The organism is Agrobacterium tumefaciens (assembly GCF_013337285.1).
GTDB classification, from domain to species: domain Bacteria; phylum Pseudomonadota; class Alphaproteobacteria; order Rhizobiales; family Rhizobiaceae; genus Agrobacterium; species Agrobacterium burrii.
This window is the reverse complement of the sequence record NZ_SUPW01000009.1, coordinates 20584-47408: the sequence shown is the minus strand read 5'-3', so window position 1 is coordinate 47408 and position 26825 is coordinate 20584. Positions and strand designations below refer to the sequence as shown.

25 protein-coding genes and 1 pseudogene are annotated in these 26825 nt (G+C 58.8%); 17 read left to right on the top strand and 9 right to left on the bottom strand.

The genetic code is table 11. The features are described 5' to 3' along the window. Positions 1 to 25 precede the first annotated feature (25 nt). A complete protein-coding gene (locus FCH38_RS20130; protein ID WP_174374906.1) occupies positions 26 to 973 on the top strand; it encodes a LysR family transcriptional regulator in 948 nt (315 codons plus the stop codon). 46 nt (positions 974 to 1019) lie between these two features. Here FCH38_RS20130 and FCH38_RS20125 read toward each other — a convergent pair whose 3' ends face one another. After that, entirely contained in the window at positions 1020 to 1487 is a 468-nt protein-coding gene (locus tag FCH38_RS20125; protein WP_174374905.1) for a heme-degrading domain-containing protein, read from the bottom strand. A 65-nt stretch (positions 1488 to 1552) separates the two neighbouring features. Further along, positions 1553 to 2446 carry a LysR family transcriptional regulator gene (locus FCH38_RS20120; protein WP_174374904.1) on the bottom strand — a complete coding sequence of 298 codons (894 nt, stop codon included), beginning with the start codon at positions 2444 to 2446 and terminating at the stop codon, positions 1553 to 1555. A gap of 122 nt (positions 2447 to 2568) precedes the next feature. Between FCH38_RS20120 and FCH38_RS20115 the strand changes: the two genes are divergently transcribed. From FCH38_RS20115 to FCH38_RS20105, 3 genes are read left to right on the top strand one after another with little or no spacing between them, the layout of a single operon-like run. Further along, the gene (locus FCH38_RS20115; protein ID WP_174374903.1) at positions 2569 to 3762 is read left to right on the top strand and encodes an MFS transporter; all 1194 of its coding nucleotides are present in this window, start codon (positions 2569 to 2571) and stop codon (positions 3760 to 3762) included. After that, positions 3759 to 4217, top strand: a complete 459-nt coding sequence (locus FCH38_RS20110; protein WP_174374902.1) for a cyclophilin-like fold protein — start codon at positions 3759 to 3761, stop codon at positions 4215 to 4217. The genes FCH38_RS20115 and FCH38_RS20110 overlap by 4 nt, the downstream gene beginning before the upstream one ends. A 19-nt stretch (positions 4218 to 4236) precedes the next feature. Continuing rightward, complete coding sequence (locus tag FCH38_RS20105) at positions 4237 to 5316, top strand: alpha/beta hydrolase (protein ID WP_174374901.1); 1080 nt, start codon at positions 4237 to 4239, stop codon at positions 5314 to 5316. 88 nt (positions 5317 to 5404) lie between these two features. Here FCH38_RS20105 and FCH38_RS20100 read toward each other — a convergent pair whose 3' ends face one another. Next, the gene (locus FCH38_RS20100) at positions 5405 to 6937 is read right to left on the bottom strand and encodes an MFS transporter (RefSeq protein ID WP_174374900.1); all 1533 of its coding nucleotides are present in this window, start codon (positions 6935 to 6937) and stop codon (positions 5405 to 5407) included. A gap of 111 nt (positions 6938 to 7048) precedes the next feature. On the opposite strand from FCH38_RS20100, the gene FCH38_RS20095 reads away from it, so the two are divergent. The 3 genes from FCH38_RS20095 to FCH38_RS20085 all read left to right on the top strand — a co-directional run bounded on the left by FCH38_RS20095 (position 7049) and on the right by FCH38_RS20085 (position 13215). Further along, the gene (locus tag FCH38_RS20095; protein ID WP_174374899.1) at positions 7049 to 7939 is read left to right on the top strand and encodes a LysR substrate-binding domain-containing protein; all 891 of its coding nucleotides are present in this window, start codon (positions 7049 to 7051) and stop codon (positions 7937 to 7939) included. A gap of 301 nt (positions 7940 to 8240) precedes the next feature. After that, positions 8241 to 10184 (top strand): methyl-accepting chemotaxis protein, encoded by a 1944-nt coding sequence (locus FCH38_RS20090; protein ID WP_149901335.1) that lies wholly within the window; start codon positions 8241 to 8243, stop codon positions 10182 to 10184. 241 nt (positions 10185 to 10425) lie between these two features. Next, positions 10426 to 13215: a bifunctional aconitate hydratase 2/2-methylisocitrate dehydratase gene (locus FCH38_RS20085; protein WP_174374898.1), complete on the top strand. Its 2790-nt coding sequence runs from the start codon at positions 10426 to 10428 to the stop codon at positions 13213 to 13215. A gap of 452 nt (positions 13216 to 13667) precedes the next feature. On the opposite strand, the gene FCH38_RS20080 is transcribed toward FCH38_RS20085, so the two are convergent. The 4 genes from FCH38_RS20080 to FCH38_RS23520 form a co-directional block, all read right to left on the bottom strand. Next, complete coding sequence (locus tag FCH38_RS20080; RefSeq protein WP_174374897.1) at positions 13668 to 15677, bottom strand: hypothetical protein; 2010 nt, start codon at positions 15675 to 15677, stop codon at positions 13668 to 13670. Positions 15678 to 15827: 150 nt separating this feature from the next. Further along, positions 15828 to 16721: a DMT family transporter gene (locus tag FCH38_RS20075; protein WP_174374896.1), complete on the bottom strand. Its 894-nt coding sequence runs from the start codon at positions 16719 to 16721 to the stop codon at positions 15828 to 15830. A 322-nt stretch (positions 16722 to 17043) separates the two neighbouring features. Further along, positions 17044 to 17448: a hypothetical protein gene (locus FCH38_RS20070; RefSeq protein ID WP_046800489.1), complete on the bottom strand. Its 405-nt coding sequence runs from the start codon at positions 17446 to 17448 to the stop codon at positions 17044 to 17046. 46 nt (positions 17449 to 17494) lie between these two features. Then, positions 17495 to 17713: a hypothetical protein gene (locus FCH38_RS23520; protein ID WP_149901330.1), complete on the bottom strand. Its 219-nt coding sequence runs from the start codon at positions 17711 to 17713 to the stop codon at positions 17495 to 17497. Between the two features lie 286 nt (positions 17714 to 17999). Here FCH38_RS23520 and FCH38_RS20065 point away from each other — a divergent pair, with 286 nt between their 5' ends. Together FCH38_RS20065 and FCH38_RS20060 are read left to right on the top strand one after the other, a co-directional pair. After that, a complete protein-coding gene (locus FCH38_RS20065; protein ID WP_153516782.1) occupies positions 18000 to 18341 on the top strand; it encodes an ArsR/SmtB family transcription factor in 342 nt (113 codons plus the stop codon). Further along, positions 18338 to 19261, top strand: coding sequence for an SRPBCC family protein (locus tag FCH38_RS20060; RefSeq protein WP_153516783.1), 924 nt, complete (start codon positions 18338 to 18340; stop codon positions 19259 to 19261). Before FCH38_RS20065 ends, FCH38_RS20060 begins: the two co-directional genes overlap by 4 nt. A 64-nt stretch (positions 19262 to 19325) precedes the next feature. Here the strand turns inward: FCH38_RS20060 and FCH38_RS23395 are convergent, their stop codons facing one another. Together FCH38_RS23395 and FCH38_RS20050 are read right to left on the bottom strand one after the other, a co-directional pair. Next, positions 19326 to 19496, bottom strand: coding sequence for a hypothetical protein (locus tag FCH38_RS23395; RefSeq protein WP_194287730.1), 171 nt, complete (start codon positions 19494 to 19496; stop codon positions 19326 to 19328). Between the two features lie 273 nt (positions 19497 to 19769). Continuing rightward, a complete protein-coding gene (locus FCH38_RS20050; protein WP_210267268.1) occupies positions 19770 to 20216 on the bottom strand; it encodes a DUF3732 domain-containing protein in 447 nt (148 codons plus the stop codon). A gap of 20 nt (positions 20217 to 20236) precedes the next feature. Between FCH38_RS20050 and FCH38_RS20045 the strand changes: the two are divergent. From FCH38_RS20045 to FCH38_RS20010, 8 genes and pseudogenes are all read left to right on the top strand, one after another. Then, positions 20237 to 20587: pseudogene (locus FCH38_RS20045) on the top strand (transposase); the annotation flags it as partial. A gap of 315 nt (positions 20588 to 20902) precedes the next feature. Beyond that, positions 20903 to 21718, top strand: a complete 816-nt coding sequence (locus FCH38_RS20040) for a DUF2189 domain-containing protein (RefSeq protein WP_174374895.1) — start codon at positions 20903 to 20905, stop codon at positions 21716 to 21718. Between the two features lie 101 nt (positions 21719 to 21819). Beyond that, positions 21820 to 22206 carry a c-type cytochrome gene (locus FCH38_RS20035; protein WP_174374894.1) on the top strand — a complete coding sequence of 129 codons (387 nt, stop codon included), beginning with the start codon at positions 21820 to 21822 and terminating at the stop codon, positions 22204 to 22206. A gap of 46 nt (positions 22207 to 22252) precedes the next feature. After that, positions 22253 to 23053 carry a cytochrome c oxidase subunit II gene (locus FCH38_RS20030; RefSeq protein WP_174374893.1) on the top strand — a complete coding sequence of 267 codons (801 nt, stop codon included), beginning with the start codon at positions 22253 to 22255 and terminating at the stop codon, positions 23051 to 23053. Positions 23054 to 23099: 46 nt separating this feature from the next. Further along, complete coding sequence (locus tag FCH38_RS20025) at positions 23100 to 24878, top strand: cytochrome c oxidase subunit I (protein WP_174374892.1); 1779 nt, start codon at positions 23100 to 23102, stop codon at positions 24876 to 24878. Further along, positions 24875 to 25576 carry a cytochrome c oxidase subunit 3 gene (locus FCH38_RS20020; RefSeq protein ID WP_174374891.1) on the top strand — a complete coding sequence of 234 codons (702 nt, stop codon included), beginning with the start codon at positions 24875 to 24877 and terminating at the stop codon, positions 25574 to 25576. The genes FCH38_RS20025 and FCH38_RS20020 overlap by 4 nt, the downstream gene beginning before the upstream one ends. 12 nt (positions 25577 to 25588) lie before the next feature. After that, positions 25589 to 26311 carry a heme-copper oxidase subunit III family protein gene (locus tag FCH38_RS20015; RefSeq protein WP_153516811.1) on the top strand — a complete coding sequence of 241 codons (723 nt, stop codon included), beginning with the start codon at positions 25589 to 25591 and terminating at the stop codon, positions 26309 to 26311. Between the two features lie 27 nt (positions 26312 to 26338). Next, entirely contained in the window at positions 26339 to 26668 is a 330-nt protein-coding gene (locus FCH38_RS20010) for a cytochrome C oxidase subunit IV family protein (RefSeq protein ID WP_153516790.1), read from the top strand. Positions 26669 to 26825: the final 157 nt, after the last annotated feature.

Below are 26825 nucleotides of genomic sequence, written 5' to 3'. Positions count from 1 at the left end.
CACATGTCTCGGGGTGGAGTGGAAAATGGTGTCTGACTATCTCGATACGCGGCAGCTCGAGGCTTTCGTGGCGGTGGTTTCGATCGGCAGCATTACCGGTGCTGCAAAAGCGCTGGGCAAGTCGCAACCCGTCGTCACGCGCCTCATTCAGGACCTTGAGGGCGAAATCGGTTTTGCGCTGCTGCATCGCAACGGCCCGCGCATCACCCCTACCGAAAAGGGTGTCGCCTTTTTTGCCCAGGCGGAGCTGTTTCTCAGCGGCCTCAGAACGATCAGCGAAAGCGCACGGCACATCCGGGCCGCGCGCCGCACGGCCATCGAGGTGGCGGCCATTCCGGCGATTGCCTCCAGCCTTCTGCCGAGGGCGCTCGCGGCCCTGCCGGCCGACAGGTTTCCCGATCACGTGCATCTGCAGAGCATTTCTTCGGAAAATGTCGTGCAGGCAGTGATGGCCGGCACGGCGGATCTGGGTGCGGTCAGCCTTCCGCTCGACAATCCCGGCATCGACATTCACTGGCTGGGGGAGGTGCCATGCGTGGCCGTGGTTGCGGAGGATCATCCACTGGCGCAAAAGGCGGTGATCTCTGCGGAGGACCTTGCCGGACACCGGCTTATCGCCTCCGCCAACCCCTTCCGCCTTCGCATGCGGATCAACGACGTACTTTCCAGTCTCGGTGTCGATCTTTCCTCTGTCATCGACAGCAATGCGACCTATGTTTCCCTTTCGCTGGCGCGCATGGGGCTCGGCGTCGCCATCGTCGAATCGATCACCCTCTGGGGTCTGCCGGTGGAAGGGGTCCGCGTTCTGCCCCTTTCATTCCACATACCGTTCCAGTGGGGCCTCGTCACGGCGGCCGGCCGGCCGGTCATCTTCGAAGTGGAACAACTGGTGGCCACCGCAAGACAAATGGTGGCGGATATTCCGCAAGCCGTCGTCTACGACAAAATATCGCAAATCCCAGTATCTGACTGAATTTTCTCTGATGCGGTCGCTTCGACTGCCAAGCCGCAATTGCCATCTATGACAGGAGCTCCCTGAGAACGGCCACCACGAGATTGTGGTCTTCGACATTGGGAAGGCCACTGACCGCAACTGTACCGATGAGCGTTCCACCTTTCAGTATCAATGGAACGCCGCCGCCACTTGCGACGTAATCGGCCGGCGGAAGCTTGAATTTTTGATTGAAATCATAACCACCTTCCTCCGCCTCCAGTCTGAGCTGCAGCGAGCTGCGATGGAAACGGTGAACTGCTGCGCATTTCCGGCGAGTCCAGTCGAAATTGTCGATCGTTGCGCCGCCGACAAGCGTTGCAAAAACAACGTCCATGCCGTGGCGAACCTCGATAGCCACCGGCAAATTGCCCTCATACGCCCTGTGACGAATTCGTTTTCCCAGCGTCCAGGCGAACTCGTAGTTGAATGCCGACAGCTCCAGCGACTTTTGCTCTTCGGCCAAGGCCGCCAATGATGGTGTTGGTACTGTCATGTTAGCGGTTCTCCTGTTTTGACATTGGGATTATTCGGATCATGACGTAGCATCGTCATGGTGTATCAAACATGATGCCGAAGGGCATCGACGATCACCTTCATCGCTGGCGACATCTGGCGTCGGCTGGGGTAATACAGATGGTAGCCGGTGAAGGGCTCGCTCCAGTTATCGAGAGCCGCCTGCAATCTGCCCTCAGTGATATGTTCCTCAACGATATCCTCCGGAACGTAAGCGATCCCGTAACCCTTTATGGCCGCATCGATCTGGGACATCGAGGAATTGAAGCTCAACTGGCCGTCAACCCTGACGCGCAGCTCGTGTCCGTCCTTCTCAAACTCCCAGGCGTAAAATCCGCCCCAGGTTGCCTGGCGTGTGTTGATGCAGGTATGGCCGACCAGATCTTGCGGTGTGGCCGGGATGCCGTGCCTTGAAAAGTAGTCCGGTGAAGCCACGGCCCTGAGACGCCAGTCCGGGCCGATCCGCACTGCGATCATGTCCTTGTCGACGCTTTCCCCTAAGCGCACGCCGGCGTCGAAGCGCTCCTCAACGATATTGCGCATGCCGTTGTCGCTATAAAGCTCGACATGGATGTCCGGATAGTCCGAAAGAACACGGGCCAATTTCGGCCAGACGGTCATCTGCAAAGCGTGGTCGGACAGGGTGAGGCGCACGGTGCCGGAGGGCTTTTCCCTGAAAGCGACGAGGTCCACCAGATCGGCTGCAATGCCCTCAAATCGTGGCGCAAGTGACAGAAACAGCCGCTCGCCGGCGTCTGTCGTTGCAACGCTGCGTGTCGTCCTTGTCAAAAGACGAACGCCCAATCGGGCCTCCAGCTGCTTGATGGTATAGCTCAATGTCGATTGCGACGTTCCAAGCGTCGCCGCAGCCTTTGTGAAGCTGCGTTCCTTGGCCACCTCCATGAACCACAGCAGGTCCTTCATGTCCTCGCGCTGCATCAAAGCCTCGATTGATATTGAGTTTCGATAAGTTCATGCGGATTAGCACGGATTGTCGGCAAAGTCTCCCGGCAATATCTTCCGGTCCGAACACAGAAACAAATTTCGACGGGACCGAACGAGTGACCCTTATCTATAATGAAAACATAGAAAGCAAAGGCGCGGCGTGGAGCGCCGTTCTGTGCATGACGCTGTGCGCTTTCGTATTGATCGCGTCGGAATTCATGCCCGTCAGCCTGCTCACGCCGATTGCCGCCGATCTCGGGGTTTCGGAAGGAAATACGGGGCAGGCGATTTCCATCTCGGGTATTTTTGCGGTGGTGACCAGCCTGTTCATTGCCAGCCTGACGCAGCGGCTTGACCGGCGTATCGTCGTCCTCGGCCTCACGGCGCTGCTGATGGTATCGGGTCTGGTCGTGACCTTTGCGCCGTCTTTCCCCGTTTTGATGCTCGGCCGGGCATTGCTCGGCATTTCGATCGGCGGCTTCTGGTCGATGTCCACCGCCATTGTGATGCGGCTCGTTTCCCGCGAGCAAGTGCCAAAGGCGCTAGCTTTGCTCAACGCCGGTAACGCCGTTGCGGCAACGGTTTCTGCGCCACTCGGAAGCCTGCTGGGCGCCTATATCGGCTGGCGCGGCGCCTTCTTTCTGGTCGTGCCGATCGGGCTGCTGGCGCTCCTGTGGCAGTGGATCACCCTGCCTGCACTTCCACCCCGGAGCGAACGCAAATCCGCCAATGTTTTCCGGTTGCTCGCCCGCCCGCCTGTCGCGGCAGGCATGACCGCGATCTTCCTGTTGTTCATGGGGCAGTTCGCGCTTTTCACCTATCTGCGGCCATTTCTTGAAAAGGTCACACAGGTAGGAATCGAAACGCTGTCGTTTCTCCTTTTGATCATGGGGTTGGCGGGGGCTGTCGGGACATGGGTCATCGGAAGGCTGCTGCACAAACGCCTGTTCAGCATTCTCGTGATCATCCCTTTGCTGATGGCCGGTATCGCTCTTGTCATGGTCGCCTTGGGCGATGTGAAAATTGCCGTCGTCGCCGCACTTGTCGGCTGGGGTTTTCTTGGAACCGCCGCGCCCGTCGGCTGGGGCACGTGGCTCAGCCGTATTCTCCCCGATGACGCCGAGGCGGGCGGCGGGCTGCAGGTCGCTGTCATCCAGCTGGCGATTACGGCCGGAGCCTCGTTCGGCGGGGTTTTATTCGACGCTTTCGGGTGGTGGTCGGCCTTCACCATGAGCGCGCTGCTGCTCAGCTGTTCCTCGCTCGTTTCCCTTGTCGCCTGGCGGGTGACACGGAGACCAGCAGGCGCATGAGATTTGCCCATGCGAAACGACGTGAACTGCTGGCGCTGGCAATCGCTGCAATCATCGTCCCCGGCCGGGCTTTCAGTAAAAGCGGCCCGAACAATCAGGAGCGGACTGAAGTGAAAATCAAGCTGACATCAGGAAAAAACACGATGATTGCCGTACTTTACGACAATCCATCGGCGCGCGACTTCGCATCCATGCTGCCGCTTGATCTCAAGATTGCCGACTTCAGTTCCAACGAGAAGATCGCTCATCTGCCGCGAAAACTCACCGTCGAAGGCCATGGGCCGTTCGACAACAAGCGACCATACGACCTCTGTTATTACATGCCCTGGGGCAATCTGGCGATGTTCTATGCCGACTACAAGCATCCCGGCCTCATCCGGCTGGGACGCTTCGAACAAGGTTATGAAGCGCTGCATCTCCCCGGGGAGTTTCCGCTGCGTATCGAACGCATTTAATCCACACAGGAGACCTCCCATGACCAACGACATTAAAACCACCGAGACAGTCAACACCGGCAGGCGCAACCTGATGAAGGCAACGGGCATCGCCGTTGCCGCAATCGGCATGGTGCAGGCTGCAGGCACGACACCGGCCTTCGCCCAGACAGCTGCCTGGGACAAGGTGTTCCCGAAGAGCGACAATGTTGACCACGAGAAGGTCTCGTTCAAAAACCGCTATGGCATCACCCTGGTGGGCGACCTTTACCTGCCGAAGAACCGCGGAAGTCAGCCATTGGCGGCCCTCGTCATCAGCGGTCCGTTCGGTGCCGTGAAGGAGCAGTCCTCGGGACTTTACGCGCAGACCATGGCGGAGCGCGGTTTTGCCACGCTGGCGTTCGATCCGTCCTATACCGGAGAAAGTGGTGGCGAGCCTCGCAACATTGCTTCGCCTGATATCAATACCGAGGATTTCAGCGCGGCGGTGGATTACATCGGCCTGCAATCTTATGTCGATCGCGAACGTATCGGCGTCATCGGTATTTGCGGCTGGGGTGGCATGGCGTTGAATGCGGTTGCTTCAGACAAGCGCGTGAAGGCCGTCGTGGCCAGCACCATGTACGACATGACGCGGGTGATGTCGAAAGGCTACAATGACAGCGTCACCCTTGAGCAACGCACACAGGCGCTGGAGCAGATGAGCCGGCAGCGCTGGGTGGACGCCGAGAAGGGAACGCCCGCCTACCAGCCGGCCTATAACGAACTAAAGGGTGGCGAAGCGCAGTTCCTGATCGACTACCACGACTACTACATGACGCCGCGTGGCTATCATGCGCGTGCCGTCAATTCCGGCAATGCCTGGTCGCAGACCACACCGCTGTCGTTCATGAATATGCCGATCCTGACCTATATCGCCGAGATATCTCCGCGTCCGGTCATGATTATCCATGGCGAGAAGGCGCATTCCCGCTACTTCAGTGAAACTGCTTTCGCCGCCGCAGCTGAACCGAAAGAACTCGTAATCATTCCGGATACCCATCACGTCGATCTTTACGATCGCGCGGACAAAATCCCGTTCGACCGGATCGCCGGCTTCTTCAACCAGCATCTGGCTTGATCGAATGCACAGTGTGTCGGCTATAGCAGCCGGCACACATCACAGGATAGGCCGACGCGCCCCGCGCGCGTCCGTGGGTTTTCGGTCTCTACCCTTGCGCGGCTGTCTGTTGCTCGACCTCACCGTTTGCGACCGTCGCAGCATTCGGCAGCAGGATGAAAATTGCGATCCCGCAGAGCGCCGTCACTGCGGCAAGCCACCAGCAAAGCGTCGAAAACGCAGTCTGATAGGCGTCACCCAAGACACCATCCCCGATGTGGGACGATATTGCCGCAGCCCCGCTCAGGTCGCCGACTGCCAGCCGTTGCCCTGTCTCGTTTAAAAGAGATGCGGAGAGGGGTGTCAACCGTCCGAGCGAGGCTGAAATCAAGGCGGAAAGAGCAGCGCTGACGATTGCCAGCGCAATGCCTTCACCGGCAACCCGCACAGTGCTGAATATGCCCGTCGCCATTCCCGCGCGTTCCACCGGCACGACGCCGACGGACAGGCCGTCCATCAGGCCCCAGGGCAGGCCGGCTCCAATGCCGATGACGAGCATGGGCAGAACGATCATGCTGCCATCTTCTGCGGTGAAACCGGCAAGCCAGACGAGGCCGGCAGCGGCGATCAGCAGGCCGGTGCCGCAGAGCAGGCCGGGTGAAACATGACGGGCCAACATCGTCGCCGCGATGGGTACGACAAGCATCGGGGCCGACAGTCCCAGCATGATAAGCCCCGCCTTGATCGCTCCCTGTTGCTCGATGCCGATCAGGCGCAAGGGAATGATAACCAGAAGAACGACGAAGCAGGCGCAGGTGGCGATCGGCAACAATTGCACACCCACAAACCGCGCATAACGGAACAGCGACAGGTCCAGCATCGGCCGCGCCGTCCGCATCTCGATCATGATGAAGGCCGCGAGCGAAATCGCAAATCCGAGGCTGAAAACGGTAACGCCAGTAGGCCCGAGAACAGGCAACTCGATCATCATCACGGTGAACAGAGTGAGTGTGAGGGTAAAACTCGCTGCTCCCGGCCAGTCGAGCTGCGCAGCATCGGGATCTTTCGTTTCTCGCATCCGTGGCGGGCCGAGGACCAGGGCCAGAAGGCCGATCAGGCCGCCGGCGAGGAATATCGCCCGCCATCCGACGGTCTCGATCATCGATCCCGTCAGCAGCGGACCGGAGGCAAGCCCGACGCCGAAGGTCGTTCCCAATAGCCCAAAGGCGCGCGTTCTGGCATGGCCGTCGAATTCCTGCGCCAGCGCCGCCGTTCCGCCAGCCAGTGCGGCAGCAGCACCCACGCCCTGACCGGCGCGTAACAGGTCGATGATCCAGACTGAAGGCGCCAGCCCAAGCGCGAAGGAAAAGCCGACAAATAGCGCAAGGCCAATCAGAAACACGCGCCGTCTGCCATATCGATCCGCCAGCGCGCCGGCCGCCATCAACAGGCTTCCGAAAGCCAGCATGAAAGCGTTGGTGATCCAGGTAAGAGATTCCGGCGACCCGCCAAGATCGCGTCCAATCGCCGGCGTGGCGACCGCGCCGGCGGAGAAGTTCAAGGGAAGTGTCAGGGCGGCGAGACATACCGCCGCCAAAACCGAATTTCGGCTGACGGATGGCCTGTAAGAAGTGTCGATCATGCGAACTCCGATAGTGAAAATGATGTCGCGACATTCTCATCCGACGAATGCAGTTCGATAATCGGCCTTGTCGGCCTTTCATTGCGGATCAAAATTCTCTAATAAACGACTATGGATAAGTTGAGCGAGATCGATGCTTTTGTGCGCGTTGCCGAAAGGCTTAATTTCGCCAAGGCCGGGCAAAGCCTCGGACTGTCACCGTCTGCGGTCGGAAAAAGTATCGCCCGGCTGGAGGCGTCGTTGGGCGTGCGGCTGTTCAACCGCACCACACGAAAGGTCACGCTGACCAATGAAGGGGCGATGCTGTTTGAGCGGTATCGCGCCATCTTGACCGATCTGCGCGACGCCCATGAGGCGGTCACGGATAATCAGGCTCTGCCGCGCGGCAGTCTGCGGGTGACGCTTCCGACGATCGGCTACCGATTTCTGCTGCCGATCGTGCCTGAATTCCGTCGACGATATCCTGATATCGAGCTGGAACTCGACTTCAACGACAGGCGGGTCGATCTGATCGAAGGCGGCTTCGATGCGGCAATCCGCAGCGGCGAGCTTGACGATTCGAGCCTGATCGCACGACGTCTGGGACCGTTCCGTTTCGTTTTATGCGCGTCGCCAGCCTATTTTCAACGAATGGGCATGCCCCGTCATCCTGACCAACTCTCGAACCATGAAGCTTTGCGGTTCCGCTTTCCGACCTCCGGCAAGTTTCAGGAATGGCTGCTGGAAGATGGTGATAACCCCCTGTCGACCATGCGTGTCGCTCTCACCTGCGGCAATATGGAAGCGATACGGGCGGCGGCGATCGATGGGATGGGCCTCGCCTACATGCCTGAATTTCTGGCGATGGACGCCATCCGGGATGGTCTGCTCGAGCCAGTCTTGAACGAACATCTCGCCGCGCCGGGTCAGTTCTCGATAGTCTGGCCGTCTGCCCGGTTCATGGCTCCAAGGCTGCGGGTTTTCATCGATTTTGCAGTCGAAAAACTGTTCGTCGAAAACTGACGGTGCTCCACCCGAAATCGCTTCTCGAATAAGGTTGCAGCGCAGCGAATTATGAGCACTTGCATATATTAGGTAACACTTCATTCAGTGGTTTTGTGAAATCTAAACAGGCAGGTTCCAAGGTTTCATCGGCGGAGCCGGTAGAACAAGCGGCCCCCTCGGTCTGCCTCGTGGCAGCTCGGACAAGGGCATCCGCTTGTCGCCCCATGAGGAGGGGCAACAGCTACCCGCGATGTTTCATTTTATGTTTCCCCGGCCTCCCTAACGGGCGGCTGGCGGAGCGCTTGCCTTGAGGCCATTCATGTCTTTCCTGAAGAATACCAAGATAAAAACGAAGGTCGTTTTTGTCATTTCGCTGATGAGTTTGATGTCGCTGTCCGGAATTAGCTACGTCAGCCTGCAATACAAAAATACCGATCAGGTCTATAGCGATTTCATCGCCAATGAGGCTCTTGCGGCGGTACTGAACGCCAGAACCAGCGGCAATCTCAATGCACTCGGCATGCAGATGCTTCGCGCCAGCCTTAATGATCCGGCCGGCAGCGATTTCGAATCGGCGGTCAAGACTTTCAGGGCAGACCGCAAACAACTCGAAGAACGCCAGAACAAAATCATGGAACTGGTGCCGGCCCGCACGGATGCCGCCCGCGATATCCTGAAAGGTGTCGTTGAAGTCGAGGAAATCGGCAATCAGGTCATCACCCTGATGCAGGCGGGAAAAACCGCCGAAGCGCAGCAGATGGCGCTGAACGTCCTTCGGAAAATCGGCGAAGTGTCGCCGAAGATCAGCGCGGGCAACGAGCAGCTTATTCAGGTGATGAATGATGGCAGGCAGCAGCTCACCGCCAGCACGAATACGACGATCTGGACAGCTCTGGTCAGCATAGCACTCATTTCGCTGGCATTGATCGCACTCGGCCTGTTTGTTTCCTCGCGTGGCATCACCACCCCGATTGCGCGGCTTCGCGCCCGCATGGGATCTCTGGCGGCCGGTGATACGGCAAGCGAAATCGACGGAATGGACCGCAAGGATGAAGTCGGCCAGATGGCCGCTGCCGTTCAGGCGTTCCGTGAGAATGCAATCGAGCGCATCCGGCTTGAGAACGAGACGGAAGCCAACCGCTCGACTTCGGAGAAAGACCGGATCGAGCGCGAAAAACAGAAGGCCAGGGAAGCCGCCGACGTGCAGTTCGCCGTCGATAACCTTGCCACGGCCCTTTCGAAGATTTCCCAGGGCGACGTGACTTACCGCATTGCTCAACCTTTCGCATCCGGCCTCGACGGCATTCGCGGCGACTTCAACAGGGCGGCCGAACAGCTGCAATCGACGCTGACCCAGGTGGCGCAGAATGCGCGCGGCATCGATGCCGGTGCGGGCGAGATCAGGTCTGCCGCAGACGATCTGGCAAGACGTACGGAGCAGCAGGCGGCAGCCGTTGAAGAAACCGCGGCGGCGCTGGAAGAGATCACCGTCACGGTGAAGGATTCCACCAAACGCGCCCAGGAAGCGGGTCAGCTCGTCAGCCGCGCAAAGATCGGCGCGGAAAAGTCCGGAGAAGTGGTGCAGAAAGCCGTCTCCGCGATGGAGCAGATCGCCAAATCCGCCGATGAGATTTCCAACATTATCGGCGTGATCGACGAGATCGCCTTCCAGACCAACCTTCTGGCCCTGAATGCCGGCGTGGAAGCCGCCCGTGCCGGTGATGCGGGCAAGGGCTTTGCCGTTGTCGCGCAGGAGGTTCGTGAACTGGCGCAGCGTTCCGCGGGAGCGGCCAAGGAGATCAAGAACCTGATCACGACATCGAACGGTCAGGTGCAGCAGGGCGTGCAACTGGTTGGCGAAACCGGCAGGGCGCTGGAGTTGATCGTCACGGAAGTGCAGGAAATCAACCGGCACGTCGCGGCAATCGCGGAATCGGCGCAGGAACAGTCCTCCGGCCTCCAGCAGATCAACACGGCCGTGAACCAGATGGATCAGGACACCCAGAAAAACGCCGCGATGGTGGAGGAAAGCACGGCTGCAAGCCATGGCCTTGCACGTGAGGCTTCTTCGCTCAACGGGCTTATTGCCCAGTTCAAACTGTCCGAAGGCGGTTACAGTGAAGCTTCCGCCCCGGTCCGCACCGTCTCTTCGTCAGACAGGCCCACAGCGTCCCCGGCGCGTGCCCTCGGCAGCAGGATCAAGGCGGCGTTTTCCGGCAATGCTGCACTGAAAACGTCTGCAGATAGCTGGGAGGAGTTTTGATGATTGTCGCGCCGGCATGACGCTGGTCTGATATAAGAACGGGCGGTTCGGAGACGGGCCGCCCATTTTTGTCGCGACAGTCGGACAACGGAACGATTGAAACGATTATACTGAAATGCGACATCTTGTCAGCCGGCCCCGGTTGGCGTACTCGAAACCGATAAAAGACCCAGACCTATTGACGTGACAGTTCGGTGGTGCTGGGTTTTGGCTCCATACATATCAGGACGTTGGGATTGCGATGAACCTTTACTTGGATTACCTGGCTGAGATCAAAAGCAGAGAACAACAAGGGCTCGCTCCCAAGCCGATCGATGACGGCGCATTGACCGCTGAAATCATTGCGCTGATCAAGGATGCCGGTAGCGAATACCGGACGGATGCTCTCAAATTCTTCATCTACAACTCCCTGCCGGGCACCACGAGTGCCGCGGGCGTCAAGGCGGCTTTTCTGAAGGAGATCATCCTTGGCGAAGCGGTCGTGCCAGAGATCACGCCCACCTTCGCGCTGGAACTGCTGTCGCACATGAAGGGCGGCCCCTCCGTCGAAGTGCTGCTCGACATCACGCTCGGTGATGACGCGGCACTTGCCGGGCAGGCAGGTGAGGTCCTGAAGACCCAGGTCTTCCTTTACGACGCCGACATGTTCCGGCTGCGTGACGCCTTCAAGGCGGGCAATGCCATCGCCAGGGGTGTTCTTGAAAGCTACGCCAAGGCCGAATTCTTCACCAAGCTTCCGGATGTCGAAGACGAGATCAAGGTCGTGACCTTCATCGCCGCAGAAGGCGATATTTCGACCGACCTTCTGTCGCCCGGCAACCAGGCGCATTCGCGCTCCGACCGCCAGCTGCACGGCCAGTGTATGATCACGCCGGAAGCGCAGGCGGAAATCGTCGCGCTTCAGAAACAGCACCCCGATAAGCGGGTGATGATGATCGCCGAAAAGGGCACGATGGGCGTTGGCTCGTCGCGCATGTCCGGCGTCAACAACGTGGCGCTGTGGACCGGCAAGCAGGCCAGCCCCTATGTGCCCTTCGTCAATTTCGCCCCCATCGTGGCCGGCACCAACGGCATATCGCCGATCTTCGCCACCACCGTCGACGTGACTGGTGGCATCGGCATCAACCTGAAGAACTGGGTGAAGAAGCTCGGTGAAGACGGCAAGCCGATCCTCAACAATGACGGCAACCCGATCCTCGAGCAGAAATATTCGGTCGAGACCGGCACTGTCCTCAAGATCGACGCCAAGAACCGCAAGCTTCGCGACGAAAGCGGCAATGAGCTGGTCGACGTCGCCGGTGCCTTCACGCCCCAGAAGATGGAATTCATGAAGGCGGGCAGCTCCTACGCCATCGTCTTCGGCAAGAAGCTGCAGACCTTTGCGGCTCAGACGCTCGGCGTCGAGGCTACGCCGGTCTTTGCCCCGAACAAGGAAATTGCGATCGAAGGTCAGGGCCTCACCGCCGTTGAGAAAATCTTCAACCGCAACGCCGTCGGCGTAACGCCCGGCAAGGTTCTGCATGCCGGTTCGGACGTTCGCGTCAAGGTGAACATCGTCGGCTCGCAGGATACGACCGGCCTTATGACCGCGCAGGAACTTGAGGCGATGGCGGCAACCGTCATTTCGCCGCTGGTGGACGGCGCCTATCAGTCGGGCTGCCACACGGCCTCCGTCTGGGACAAGAAGGCGCAGGCGAATATTCCCAAGCTCATGTCCTTCATGAACAATTTCGGCGTCATCACCGCGCGCGACCCGAAGGGCGTCTATCATTCGATGACGGACGTGATCCACAAGGTGCTGAACGACATCACCGTGGATGACTGGGCGATCATCATCGGCGGCGATAGCCACACCCGCATGTCCAAGGGCGTCGCCTTCGGCGCCGACTCGGGCACAGTTGCGCTGGCGCTGGCGACGGGCGAGGCGACCATGCCGATCCCGCAATCCGTCAAGGTCACCTTCAAGGGCGCGATGCAGCCGCATATGGACTTCCGCGATGTTGTGCATGCGACGCAGGCGCAGATGCTGAAGCAGCATGGCGACAACGTCTTCCAGGGCCGCATCATCGAAGTCCATATCGGCACGCTGCTCGCCGACCAGGCCTTCACCTTCACCGACTGGACGGCCGAGATGAAGGCCAAGGCGTCGATCTGCATCTCTGAGGACGAGACGCTGATCGAGTCGCTGGAGATCGCCAAGTCGCGCATCCAGATCATGATCGACAAGGGCATGGACAATGCGGCCCAGACGCTGAAGGGCCTGATCGCCAAGGCGGATCAGCGTATTGCCGAAATCCGCTCGGGTGAAAAGCCCGCCTTGACCCCCGACGACAATGCGAAATATTTCGCCGAAGTCGTTGTGGATCTGGATGTCATCGACGAACCGATGATTGCCGACCCCGACGTCAACAATGCCGATGTCTCCCGGCGTTACACCCATGATACGATCCGTCCGGTGTCCTATTACGGCGGCACCAAGAAGGTCGATCTGGGCTTCGTCGGTTCGTGCATGGTGCATAAGGGCGACATGAAGATCGTCGCCCAGATGTTGAAGAACATCGAAAAGGCCGAAGGCAAGGTCGAGTTCAAGGCGCCGCTCGTCGTTGCCGCGCCGACCTACAACATCATCGATGAGCTGAAGGCGGAAGGGGATTGGGAAATCCTGCAGAAGTATTCCGGCTTCGAATTCGACGACCTGAAGCCGAAGACCTCCAACCGCACCGAATACGAGAACATCCTCTATCTGGAGCGCCCGGGCTGCAACCTGTGCATGGGCAACCAGGAGAAGGCGGAAAAGGGCGATACCGTTCTGGCCACCTCGACTCGCCTGTTCCAGGGGCGCGTCGTGGAAGACACGGCCGAAAAGAAGGGCGAGTCGCTTCTCGCTTCGACCCCGGTCGTCGTCCTGTCGGCAATCCTTGGCCGCACGCCAAGCGCTGAGGAATACAAGGCAGCCGTCGAAGGGATCGACCTGACCAAGTTCACCCCGTCGAAGGGCACGCCGATCGATTCCCTCTCGGTCCATTATTGAGGTTTGGGCGCCGGGAGGTGAAAACCTCCCGGACATGACGTGTTATCTGAAGAACGTCATAGCGATCTGACGGATGCCTGCCGAAGGGCGGGCATCCGAAACCATACGCTGGTCCATCGCAACATGGAGGCGGCCATTGTCGCATCGCCGGCCCGACGGCCGCACCGTTGATGAGAAGACGGTCCGTCTTTTCGGCCGGTGCGTGAAAATATGTCGGGTGCCTTCCGTCGGCTGCGGAAGAGCCGAACCCATGGAGCGATATTCAGGCTTCCATCTGTGATTGCTGTTAATGCATGACTTCCGATTTTCGGAATAGCTTATTAAATAAGCTTGTAAAAATCCTATTCGAAGTTTCAATATGCCGCCCCGCAAATGGTGCGGAAAAATGTATATTCAGGTTTTCTCAAGCTCAGGAAACTGAGCTTGAGATAATTGGCGGCCGATAGGCCGGCTTATTCGGCTGTTGCCTGAATATCGACCTTGTCAAGAAGAAGCATCGGATTATCCGAGGCTGCAGCCAGGTCAAAAAGGCCAAGGCCATTTGGGCCTGTTGATTTGACCGTGACGGTCAAGGTTCCCGGCGTGTTGATGAATTGGACGAGTGCGTTCACCGCATCCTGGAGTTTCGGCTGTTCGGCGGCCACCTGCTGCAGCATCACGTTGGCAACCAACGTCAAAGTGCCACGCACCTGATCCTCGGTCATCTCGTTCTGCAGGGCATAAAGCTTGATCGCCTTGGCCATCATGCCCTCGTCCTTGATCGTGAATTTGACCTCACGACCGGCAAGCCCGAAAAGCGCAGCCTGGGCGCGACCGAAGTCGAAGGAGAAAAACTCTTCCGTGAACCCGCTCACCAGACCGGAAAAATTGACGCTGCCAATATCCTTGCTGCTGAACGAGACTTCGCGGATCACCAGATTTTTGTTCGGCTCGTCCCAGCCTGCGGCCATGGCATAAGACAGGGCGATCGACTCCAGACCCAGTTTGCGCGCTTCAACAAAAACTTCCTCGGTCGAATCCGCCGGGATGGGCAGGGAGAGGTCTTCCTGTCTGATCTCGATATCGGTCGGGATGCCATTGAAGGGCTTTGTCAGGCCCATCTCGAAATTCTTGAGCGTGAACTTGATGCGTTCAGGCGTGCCTGCGGCCTCTTCATCCGTCTTTTCCGGTGCGGCGATATCAACGTTGATGCCACCGACACGCACCCTGCCAAGTTCCGGTATCAGCCGATTGAACGGAAATGTCTCCATCTTCGTTTCATCGAAGCCGACGATCTGGGAGAGACCTTCGATTGTGGAACTCCAGTCAAAGCCCTTGAGGCTTGCCTCGGCGACTTCGATCTTGCCGTCGCCATCGCCAATCGACATGCCGTTCAGGCCGAAATCGAGCTTGCGGCTGTCCATCTGCATGTCGATGCGCTCGATGGTGGCCTTGACCCGCTTGCCGTCCGCCCCTTCGCTTTGATCAGGCGCGTCGACCTTGAAGCCCAGCAGCTGCATGTTGCTCTTGCCCATCATGTCCAGAATGGACACGACCTTGCCGAAAAATGCCTGCCGCTCCTGTGGTGAAAGCTCATCGGCATTCTGGGTTGTCGTCAGCGCCTTCAGGGTTTCCAGCAGCGGCTCGGCCGGCATGCGAGCGGTAAAGCCGTCGCTGCGTATTTCGTCGTAGCTGAAGCGACCGTCACCGTCGGAGAAGGAAATCTTGCTGACGGAGAGTGGTCCGTAAAGAGGTTTTGCCTCCTTGTCTTCGGGACCTGCTTTTTCCGTGTAGAGCCTTGCAAGGTAGGCGGCGTCGAAGTCCTGGCCGGTTATTGCACCCGTCGAGACGACCATGTGCTTCTTTTCCATCGTGCCAGTGCTGTCCGGCAGAGCCATCTTGATGTCATAGCTGGCATTGTCGACCGTATAGCGGGCGACCCGGCCATCGGCGATGTCCACGAGAGCCGCGTTGTTGTAAACGGTCTTCTGCTCGGTGTCGGCGATGGACTGGGTGAATGTCAGTTCAGGCGTCGAAATGCGCGTCGCTGCAAAGCGCTCCATGCGTCTGGACAGGGAGTTTGCATTGCCATCGCCAGATGCCGCTGCCACTTTCTTGAAGGCGGCATTCTCGACACGGGCATGCGCCATGGAGATCTTGCCGGTCGGCACGTCAATATCGATGCCGTTCATATCAAGCGCGCCTTCCAGGAAAGGAAGTCTGGGACGCCCGTCGATCGCTGCGATCTGGATGTTCTTGCCGTCTTCAAGCGGCAGGGTCAGCTCGCGAATATGGATTTGTCCGAGAAAATCAACGTTCACGGAGCGGGCCGTTGCGCCGCTGCGTGCAATCAGTTCATCGACCTTTGCTTCGTAGAAGGCTTTACCACCGATGACACCTGCAGCCGCGATGGCAATAATCGCAACCGCTGCCCATAAAGCCTTGCGCCGGCCCTTGCCGACTGGAGTGTTTACCTGTTCCACGAAGTTGGTCCTCTGTAATGCGAATTAACATTTCGCGTCTTTTAGACACGCGAAAGTTGCCGCGCAAGTGTACGGCCGAGACAGCTGGACATTATTTGCAATAGTATATCGTGGCACCAGCGGCGTCATCTGCGGCGCTTAAGGCTTCGGTCACTTCCAGAACATCAGCGCCATGCCGGCCACGACCAGAGCGGCCCCGGCCCATGCGCCGGGTGCCGGCAATTCCCGCGTTCTCAGCCACAGCAATGGCAGGATGATGACAGGTGTTGTTGCAGACAGCGTCGAGACGATGCCGATCTTGCCGCCGGAAAGTGCGAAAAGAAGCAGCGTCATGCCGAAGGCAAGCGCGATGATGCCGGTAAGCGCCGTCTGCAGGAAAATGCTCTTCGTCAGCGGTCCATTCGGACGAACTGCCTTGATGGGCAGCATGGTAAGCGCCGTCAGGCAGAGCGCCGCGGCCCCAACGCGCAGCATGGAAGCGGCAATCGGATCGATCCCGGTCGCCATGACGGGTCTTGCGATCAGCGAGCCGACGGCCTGACTGAGTGCGGCCAGCAGGCCGAGGAGCACGCCCAGCCAAAGCGGTCCCTTCACTCTCTCCCATTCGTGCAGCTGCGCCTTGCGCTTGCCAAAGAGGATTGCGAGCAGAACACCACACAGCGTCAGGCCTATACCGGTGACCGTTGTCGCGGAAAGCTCCTCGCCAAGCACCGCCCATCCCAGCAGCGCGGCAATTGGGGCGTTGAGGGCAAACAGGATTCCCGAGCGGCGTGGCCCCAGCCGATTGAGACAGGTGAACAGCAGCGTATCGCCAACGAAGATGCCGATGAAACCGGATAGCAGAAGCGCCGATAGCGCCTCGGGCTGCAGTTCCCGCCAGGTTCCCGAAGCGAGAACATAGACCCCCAGCAGGGAAGCGACAAAAAGCTGCCGCGTCCTGTTGAAGGCGAGCGCTCCCAGATGCCCCGCCGGACGTGCCGCCAGAAGTCCGGTCATCGCCCAGCAGGTTGCGGCGCCCACGGCAGCCAGTTCATAAATCGGCATCTTTTCCCCGTCGCTTCATGGCGCGCTTGCGGCCACGGACACTATCCCTGCCTGCACCCGTCGCAGATTCCGGGTTCGCCCGCCATACCATAAGCATCGTCATAAACAGCGTGGAGCAGCGCCTGGTTCACCGCCCGTGCCGGGCGAGCCGACGGCGTGCCATTCCCGATGTCGGTGTGCACCGTCATCAAGACTGCGCATGAATGGTGAGGCCCGGGCCTGCTTCCTGTTGCCACCCGCAGAAGCGGCCATCACGCTACGGCCGACGCAGATGAAGCGGCTGGCCCCGCTCCGTCGAAAGGACAGTCTTATCTACAGCACTTCACACGCCGTTGATGATATTGCAAATGCCCTCGCGGATGACGTTCTTGTCCGCAATCTGTCCTGCCTGAATGTTGAAAACAGCGTCGATCCGCACGCCGGCGCCTTTCTGCCGGGCCACAACCCGCAGCGTCTGAATTCTGCCGCTGCCGCTGGTCTCCTGGTGCGCATCAATGGAAGACAGCGCCTTGTTGATCTGGATGCCGGAAAAACCTTCCGCTGCCACAGCCTGGGCGAGCTTTTGAAGCACGGCGGGCGCTTTTGCCTTTGGCAATTCCTGCCATGATTTGTAAGAGACAGCCGTCACCATGGGCACGCCGGAGACAGCGAAGTTCTTCTCGCAGGATGCCGCAAAGGCGGGGCTTGAGAAGCTGATCAGGCCAAGAGCTGCTATGACATATTTCATTTCGAGTAATCCAGTTGTTGGTGAAGGTTGAGAGTTATCGGCCGCATCAGAATGCCGACCGTTTTCCTCTGTAGGTTGATGGGGGCGGGAGAGCTTCATGGGCCTGTGCAAGCGTTTCAAGCCATGTGGCCAGACCGGCGGGAACCTCCTCATTGCCCGCCTCCAGTGCCTCGATCCACGAAAGCTCACATTGCAGTGCTGACGCAATGTTGATCGGCGTCCAGCGGATGACCCGCAGGCATTGATTAAAGCGTTCTGGTAACATGATGATTTGATATTTTCCCCGTCTTTTTCCGGGCAAGGCTCACTCACACAGCTACGAGAGTCAATCCTTTTCTGCAACTTTTGATGGCTAATTCCCGACTCGATAGTTGCATCTGCCGCCGGCTGCCGACCCCAAGGCGCTGGAGAGACGAAAGGCTCGGTTGCCTGAACGACATGCCGGGGGGAGGCATCGGCGCCTTATTCCCGGCACCACTCCACCAAGGAAAACTTAGTTGATTCACTAAGTTTTCCTTGCGCCGCCACGATGGACCGTGATAGTTAGCAACATGACTAAGCATTATCAGGAGCTATCACTGATCTTCCAGGCTCTTGCCGATCCGACGCGCCGGGCAATTCTGGCGCGGCTTGGCGGAGGGCCGGCACCGGTCATGGAACTGTCCGCTCCCACGGGGCTGCGTCTGCCCACGGTTATGCGGCACCTTTCCGTGCTGGAGGAGGCGGGGCTGATCATCACCTCCAAGGATGGGCGAGTGCGCACCTGTGCGATCGTGCCGGAAGCACTGGAGCCGGTGCGCACGTGGCTCGATGAGCAGCGAGCCATGTGGGAGAGCCGGCTTGACCGGCTGGAGGCATTTGCAATGCAGGCCATGAAGGAGGATTCCGAATGACGACGAAGCCGGGTCAGGAAGGCGCACGCGCCGAACCGCATCTGACACAGGACCGTTTTGCGACGCTGAGTTTTGAACGGGAAATTGCCGTTCCGCCATCGGCGCTCTGGCAGGTCTGGCTGTCACCCGCCGCCCGGGCGGTGTGGGCTTCTCCCACACCCGCGATCACCGTGGAGTTCCTGGAGGCGGACAGCAGGCTTGGCGGTCGCGAAGTTTCGCTCTGCAAGGTTGCCGGCCAGCCGGATATTCGCTGTGAATGCGGCTGGCTGGAGTTGCAGCCGGCCCGCCGCAGCGTGAATTACGAGGTGGTTTCCTCCGGCGGCGTAACGCAGTCGGCAGCGCTGATCACTGCCGATTTTCAGGCTGTGGAAGAGCGTAGCCGCTTGACCGTAACGGTTCAGCTTTCCTCGCTGGCAGAGGATATGCGGGATGGTTATCAACAGGGTTTCAGCGCCGGTCTCAACAATCTGGCCAGCGTGGCCGGGCGAACCATGGTTCTGGAGCGAGTGATAAAGGTGCCGCGAAACAAAGTCTGGAAAGCCTGGATGAACGAGAAGACGCTGCCGCGATGGTGGGGTCCTGACGGGTTCTCCTGCCGCACGAAGAGGATTGATCTGCGGACCGGCGGCGAATGGGTCTTTGACATGATCGGCCCTGACGGCACAGTTTTCCCGAACCATCATCGTTATGTCGAGGTCCGGCCCGAAGAGCGGCTCGCCTATACGCTGCTGTGGGGCGAAAACGGGCCAAAACATGCCGACGCCTGGGCCTCGTTCGAAGATCAGGATGGCGCAACAAAAGTTGTGCTGGGCATGGTGTTCAGCACGGAAGCCGAGTTCCAGCAAGCGAAGGGTTTCGGCGCCGTGGAGCTGGGTCAGCAAACGCTGGGCAAACTGGAGCGCTTCGCCAGGGCGCTATAGATGTGCCGGGCCGTCAGCTCCATGTGCAGAGGTCTCGATACTGGCCTCTTGTCCAGAGCGGCAATTACTCTTCAAAGCCGCTCTGCGCGTGCGAGATCGTCTTGCAGGTCCCGCCATCCTTCTCGCCAACCATGCGCTTGTCACGAATGACTGAACCCTTGGCGATGTCGATCTCCCATGCCACCGAGCCTTCATTCAGGCTCGCCTTACCACCGGCAAAGGTGCCTTTCTCCATTCTCTGACTTCCAGAAACCGGGACATAAACTCCAAATGTCCCGGCGGCTTCGTCGAGAACGAAATTGAACACCTGAGGGGTTCCCTTCGAACCGGCGAATTCGCAACTGAGATATGTCGGCGCGGCAAAGGCGGCAGAGCTCGAAAAAAGCAGGGTGGCAGCGGTGAATCCGGTTCCTGTAATGACGTTCAATTCCTGATCCTCATTCGCGTTATCCGCAGGTGACGCCTACGGTGTCCGTCCGAACAGACCATCATTGCGATTGTCGCCGGATCATGCATTTCTATCTGTGAGCCAACTCTGCGGAACTAGCGCCTCGTCGCCACGCCACTCAGCGGCGAGCGTGACACCCATGAGGCCACCCCAGACGTCAGGCCCTGCATGGTCTAGGACAATAGCCTGCAGTTGGCCCTCCGCGCCCACGATTTCATCAGCGATGGCGGTGAATATCGCTCTAACCGCGGCAATGTCCTGATCGCGTGATCGTCCGGGTCGTTGTTTGCGATCATCTTCGAATCCGGTGGGAAAGTAAACTTGGCTCGGCTGATCGTAGACAAGAAATCCAGGGACCGGATGATTGGGTAATCCTCTGAAGAAATGCTGCAATGCAAGGGTCACGGCCACATGGTACGCTAGCCAGTTCGCACCGCTGCCTATTTCCCAAAGATAGTCCTTTCGGTCAGGATGCGAAGCAGTTCCACCGCACTTACGATACGCCAAGATTGGGGATTACGGCCGAAGGAACACGGATTTATCGTGCCAGCAAAAAGGACTGTGATGTCTGTGACCTGAAGCAGCGTTGTTGCCCTAACACGCCTATGCGGAAGGTGCCGCGCGATCTCAATGAGGATGCGCGCGATGTTGCCAGAGCGATTGCGACCACACCAGAATATGAACTGTCGCGTCATCGCCGGAAGAAAGTCGAAATGCTCTTCGCGCATCTCAAACGCATTCTACGGATGGCGCGTCTTCGACTTCGGGGACCGTGTGGTGCGCGAGACGAATTCCTGCTTGCGGCAACGGCACAGAACCTGAGGAGACTGGCCAAACTCAGGCCTCAGATACTGCCATGCGGTCCCATTGCCGCCTGAGGACGGCATCGACCAGCACCCTGCGCCGAGGCGCGGGGCACAAAAGCATTGGTACACCGCCCGGAAAAACAAAAAGGGCGGATGAGAAGCAAATCCAGAGAGTTTTTCAACGGAATCCGCCGGATGCGGCCATCGGTCGCAAAGCGTCACTCGCCCACGCTGAGGATCTAATTTCCCCAAATTAAAGAATAGGCGACAAGGGTGGCAGGATTTGATAAAATACAAGTCTGCCGGTTGCGGTTTGACGCGCGGATAACAGGGTCACCGGGCGTTCCTATACTGCCAGCCGGATCATGGCGCAGGAGGAGAAGTGCTATGACGGCGTTCCATGTCATGGCCGGTGCGCGCGGCGAATTTGCGCGCCCGGAGGTCCGTAAGATTGGTATCGCGGATATTGTCGATGCATTGCGGTTGGGACTTGCTGACTTCAAAGAGAAGCCGTCCCACTATGTCTTTCTCTGTCTTATGTATCCGATCGCGGGTGTTTTTCTGGTCATGTGGAGTTCCGGCGCTAATCTGTTGCCGCTGATTTATCCCTTGATGTCAGGTTTTGCGCTGATTGGTCCGCTCGCGGCCATCGGTCTCTATGAAATCAGTCGACGGCGCGAGCAGGGAATGGATAGCTCATGGCGTTATGCGCTGGAGGTTCGTCACTCCCCGGCGATGCCGTCGATCATCGCTGTCGGCCTTATGTTGTTTGCGCTTTTCATCGTCTGGCTGATTGTTGCGCAAAACCTCTATACCTCGACTTTCGACGCAACCGGTCCGATCTCGCTCTCGACGTTTCTGTCGGACGTCCTGACGACCCAGCAGGGTCTCTCCCTCATCATCTGGGGGAACCTCGCTGGTTTCGTTTTCGCCGTCATTGTGCTGGCGACGACGGTGGTGGCGTTCCCGTTGCTCTTGGATCGTGATGTCGGCGCGGTCGCGGCCGTGGATGCGAGCATACGCGCCACACTTGCCAATCCCGTACCGGTTGCACTTTGGGGACTAATTGTCGCGGCGCTGCTCGTCGTTGGCACCATCCCTGTCTTCGTCGGCCTCGCGGTCATCATGCCGGTCCTCGGACATGCGACCTGGCATCTCTATCGAAAACTGATCGTTCCCGTTTATCCAAGCCGTATGCCCTGAATTCACAAAGGAAATCTGCCTGTAGATCACTTCCCTGTCGTTGCGGCCTGCCTGGTGGCAGCCATTCCGGCCGGGATGGCGATGGAGAGCGTGAGGATGCCATGTTGTATCGTTTTCTTCCGATCTGTCTGCTTTTCGCCATTACCATTCCGCTTGACGCGCGCGCCCAGGAAGGCGACCCGGCCGCAGGGGCCATCGTTTTCAAAAAATGCGCCATCTGCCATGTAGCCGAAACCGACCAAAACAAGGTCGGGCCATCGCTGAACGGTCTGTTTGGCAGGACGGCCGGCACGCATCCGAACTTCGCCTATTCCCCGGCGATGCAGGAGGCAGGCAAGGCCGGCCTGATATGGAACGAGACGTCGCTTCGCGACTATCTGCCTGACCCCAAAGCGAAGGTGAAGGGCACGAAAATGGCCTTTGCCGGGCTGAAAGACGATACCGATATCACCAATCTCATCGCCTATCTGAAGCAATACTCCAAATAGCAAATTGGAGCGTGGAAATAGTCGTGGCCGGGTCTGGGAGGAGGCAATGGCTGTCGTCGTGGTTCTTGTTCTGCTGGTGGTGGGATCGATCGCGTTCCATCTGCTCAGCCCGTGGTGGTGGACGCCGATCGCTTCGAACTGGAGCTACATCGACAATACGATCACCATCACCTTCTGGATCACCGGTTTTGTGTTCGCAGCCGTCGTGTTGTTCATAGCCTATTGCGTTCTCCGCTTCCGGCACCGGGTCGGAAATCAGGCGGCGTATCAGCCCGAAAACAAGCGGCTGGAATGGTGGCTGGCGGGGGGAACCGGCATCGGGGTGGCCGCAATGCTGCTGCCAGGCCTCTTCGTCTGGAAACAGTTCGTCACGGTCCCTGATGGCGCCGCCGAGGTCGAAGTCTTTGCCCAGCAATGGCAATGGAGTTTCCGGCTGCCCGGAGCGGACGGACGGCTGGGGCGGGTAAACACGCGCGATGTCACAGCCGACAATCCGCTCGGCCTCAACAGGCAGGATCCCGCCGGAATGGACGATGTCATCGTTGAAGGCGGCGAGTTGCATTTGCCCGCCGGCAGGCCGGTCAAGATGCTGCTGCGTTCGATCGACGTCGTGCATGATTTCTACGTGCCGGAATTCCGGGCCAAGATGGACATGATCCCCGGTACGGTCACCTATTACTGGTTTACGCCGACACGGACGGGAACCTTCGAGGTTCTCTGCGCGGAACTGTGCGGCGTCGGCCATCCGCAGATGCGCGGCACCGTCGTCGTCGATAACGAGACCGATTATCAGGCCTGGCTGCAACAGCAGCCGACCTTCGCAAAATCGGTGGCGTCGGCGGAGTGATCGGCGGTGAGGTCGACGTCACCGGAGGAAACAGGGAGGATGCAGCATGGTCGAGATTGGATCCGGCGCGGGAGAGGTCATCCAACCCGCTGAAGTCGAGGATGTGGAGCTTTATCATCCGAAAAGCTGGTGGACGAAATATGTCTTCAGCCAGGATGCCAAGATCATCGCCATTCAGTATTTCCTGACCGCCGTATCGATCGGCATGGTCGCGCTGGTGCTGTCCTGGCTGATGCGCCTGCAACTCGGTTTTCCCGGTTACTTCTCCTTCATCGACGCCGAGCATTATTATCAGTTCATCACCATGCACGGCATGATCATGGTGATCTACCTGCTCACTGCGCTGTTTCTCGGCGGTTTCGGCAATTATCTCATCCCCCTGATGCTCGGCGCCCGCGATATGGTGTTCCCCTATGCGAACATGTTGAGCTACTGGCTCTATTTCTGCGCCGTCCTGGTGCTGGTCGCCGGCTTCTTTGCGCCGGGCGGGCCGACAGGCGCGGGCTGGACGCTCTATCCGCCGCAGGCTCTGCTGTCGGGAACGCCGGGCGGGCGCGACTGGGGCATCATCCTGATGCTGTCTTCGCTGATCCTGTTCATCATCGGCTTCACGCTCGGCGGGCTGAATTATGTCGTCACCGTGCTGCAGGGGCGCACGCGCGGCATGACGCTGATGCGCATGCCCCTGACGATATGGGGCATATTCACCGCAACCGTCATGGCGCTGCTCGCCTTTCCGGCGCTCTTCGTTGCCGCCGTCATGATGTTGTTCGACCGGCTGCTCGGCACGAGTTTCTTCATGCCCGCCATTGTCGAGATGGGCGAACAGTCAAAGCAGGGGGGCGGCAGTCCCATCCTGTTCCAGCATCTGTTCTGGTTCTTCGGCCATCCGGAAGTCTATATCGTCGCACTTCCCGCCTTCGGCATCGTTTCGGACCTGATCAGCACCCATGCGCGCAAAAACATCTTCGGTTACCGGATGATGGTCTGGGCGATCGTCATCATCGCGGCGCTCAGCTTCGTCGTCTGGGCGCATCATATGTATGTCAGCGGCATGAACCCGAATTTCGGGTTCTTTTTCGCCACCACGACGCTGATCATCGCCGTGCCGACGGCGATCAAGGTCTATAATTGGGTGCTGACGCTCTGGCGCGGCGATATCCATCTGAATTTGCCGATGCTGTTTGCGCTCGCCTTCATCGTGACATTCCTCAATGGCGGATTGACGGGTCTCTTCCTCGGCAATGTCGTCGTTGATGTGCCGCTTTCCGATACGATGTTCGTCGTCGCCCATTTCCATATGGTCATGGGGGTCGCACCCATCATGGTGGTCTTCGGCGCGATCCACCATTGGTATCCGAAAGTCACCGGTCGCATGCTCAATGCGACGATGGGGCATATCCACTTCTGGATTACCTTTCTCGGCGCCTATGCCATCTTTTTCCCGATGCATTATCTCGGCCTGATGGGCGTGCCGCGCCGTTATTACGAACTGGGCGAAACCGCATTCATTCCACCATCGGCACATACGCTGAACATGTTCATCACCGTCGCGGCGCTGATCGTCGGTGCGGCGCAGCTGCTGTTCCTGTTCAATCTCGCCTGGAGCCTTCGCTGGGGCAAACCGGCGGGCGGTAATCCGTGGCGGGCAACGACACTGGAATGGCAAACGCCGCAAACGCCGCCGGTTCACGGAAACTGGGGCAGGGAGCTGCCGATCGTCTATCGCTGGCCCTATGATTACAGCGTGCCCGGAGCGGCGCAGGATTTCCTGCCGCAAAACCAGCCGGCTGTGGCCGGGCCGTCCGAGAGGGCGTTGTCATGAGCGCCATTCTCATTTTCATGGCCGGTATCGCCAGCATCATAGGCTGGTGGATGGCAAGCCAGCGGCTCACCTCGAAGCCCTGGCTGGAACAGGGTCTGGCAGGCGATGCGCCGGGGATGCGGGGATCATCGGAAACAATCGCGAAACTCGGGCTCGGAATTTTTCTTGCCGTCGTCGGCGCATTGTTCACATTGCTCATCAGCGCCTATCTCGGCCGCATGAGCGGCGCCGACTGGTGGGGTATTCCCATGCCGCGGCTGTTATGGGTGAACACTGCGGCCCTTGCCGCCAGCAGCGTCGCGCTGCAATGGGCGAAAACAGAAGCCCAGAGGGACCGCCGCGACAGGCTGAACACGGCGCTTGCGGCGGCTTTCGTCATGGCTGTCCTCTTCGTTGCCGGGCAGGTTCTGGCGTGGCGGCAGCTGGCGTCTGCGGGTTATGTGCTGGCGGATAACCCCTCGAACAGCTTTTTCTACATGATATCAGGATTGCATGGCCTGCATATATTGGGCGGGCTTCTCGTGCTTGGACGCACCACAATCCGCGCCCGGATCGGCCCTGTAGCGAGAATTCGTCTGAGCGTGGGTCTCTGCGCCATCTATTGGCACTTCATGTTTGTCGTCTGGCTCGTCCTTTTTGCGCTGTTTGCCGGCTGGGCGAACAGTTTCGTCGATCTCTGCCGTCAACTGGTCAGCTGAGGAGGTTCGATGATGACCACATCCATGGAAAGACCGGCACATGATCCCCACCGCCAGGTGAAGGGACTGCGCGGCGTTGCCGCCGATCTCTCATCGGACCAGCGGGCGTTCAAAAACGTCTCGTGGGGCAAGGCGATGATGTGGATATTCCTCCTGAGCGACACCTTCATTTTCGGCTGTTTTCTCGTGGCCTATATGACAGCGCGGATGTCGACCACCGTGGCCTGGCCCAATCCGAGCGAGGTTTTCGCCCTGACGATCGCGGGCAAGGACGTACCGCTGATCCTGATCGCCATCATGACCTTCGTTCTCATCAGCAGCAGCGGCACGATGGCCATGGCCGTCAACTTCGGATATCGCCGCGATCGCCGCAAAACCGCCGCGCTGATGGTTGCGACGGCGGCGCTGGGCGCGACATTCGTGGCAATGCAGGTATTCGAATGGACCAAACTGATCCGGGAAGGGGTTCGCCCCTGGGAGAACCCGTTCGGTGCCGCGCAATTCGGCTCGTCTTTCTTCATGATCACGGGCTTTCACGGCACCCATGTTTCAATCGGCGTGCTGTTCCTTCTCATCATGGCGCGCAAGGTATGGCGGGGGGACTTCGATCAGGAAAGGCGGGGATTTTTCACCAGCCGCAAGGGCCAATACGAGATCGTAGAGATAACCGGGCTTTACTGGCACTTCGTGGATCTGGTCTGGGTATTCATTTTTGCATTCTTCTATCTGTGGTGAGGCTTCTATCCGCGTGAGGATGACATCATGGCACAAGAGCAGGCGCATTCGGGACAACAGCATTCGATAAGACTTTATCTGGTGGTCTGGGGGCTGCTTTTCGTCCTCAGCACCTTCTCTTACCTCGTCGATTACCTTGGCATCCAGAGTTATGCCAGATGGGCTCTGATCCTTCTGTTCATGGCCCTGAAGGCGGGGCTGATCGTTGCGGTTTTCATGCACATGGCGTGGGAAAGGCTGGCCTTGATTTACGCCATCCTCCTTCCTCCGGTCATCGTGCTTGTCTTTACCGCTTTGATGGTGTCGGAATCCCAGTACACGGTGTTTAACCGATTGGCCTTTTTGGGCGGCCCGTAGGATCAGGCTGTTTCCTCTGGTACGCCGTTTTCATTGTCGGCCAATGGCCTGATGCGCAAGAAAGCGTTGCGTGTCCGCCAAACCTCTCGCGCAATCTTTCAAGGTCGGAAACGATCTGCATTTGATTGCCGGTCGATTTCTGCGTTCAGCATTCCGT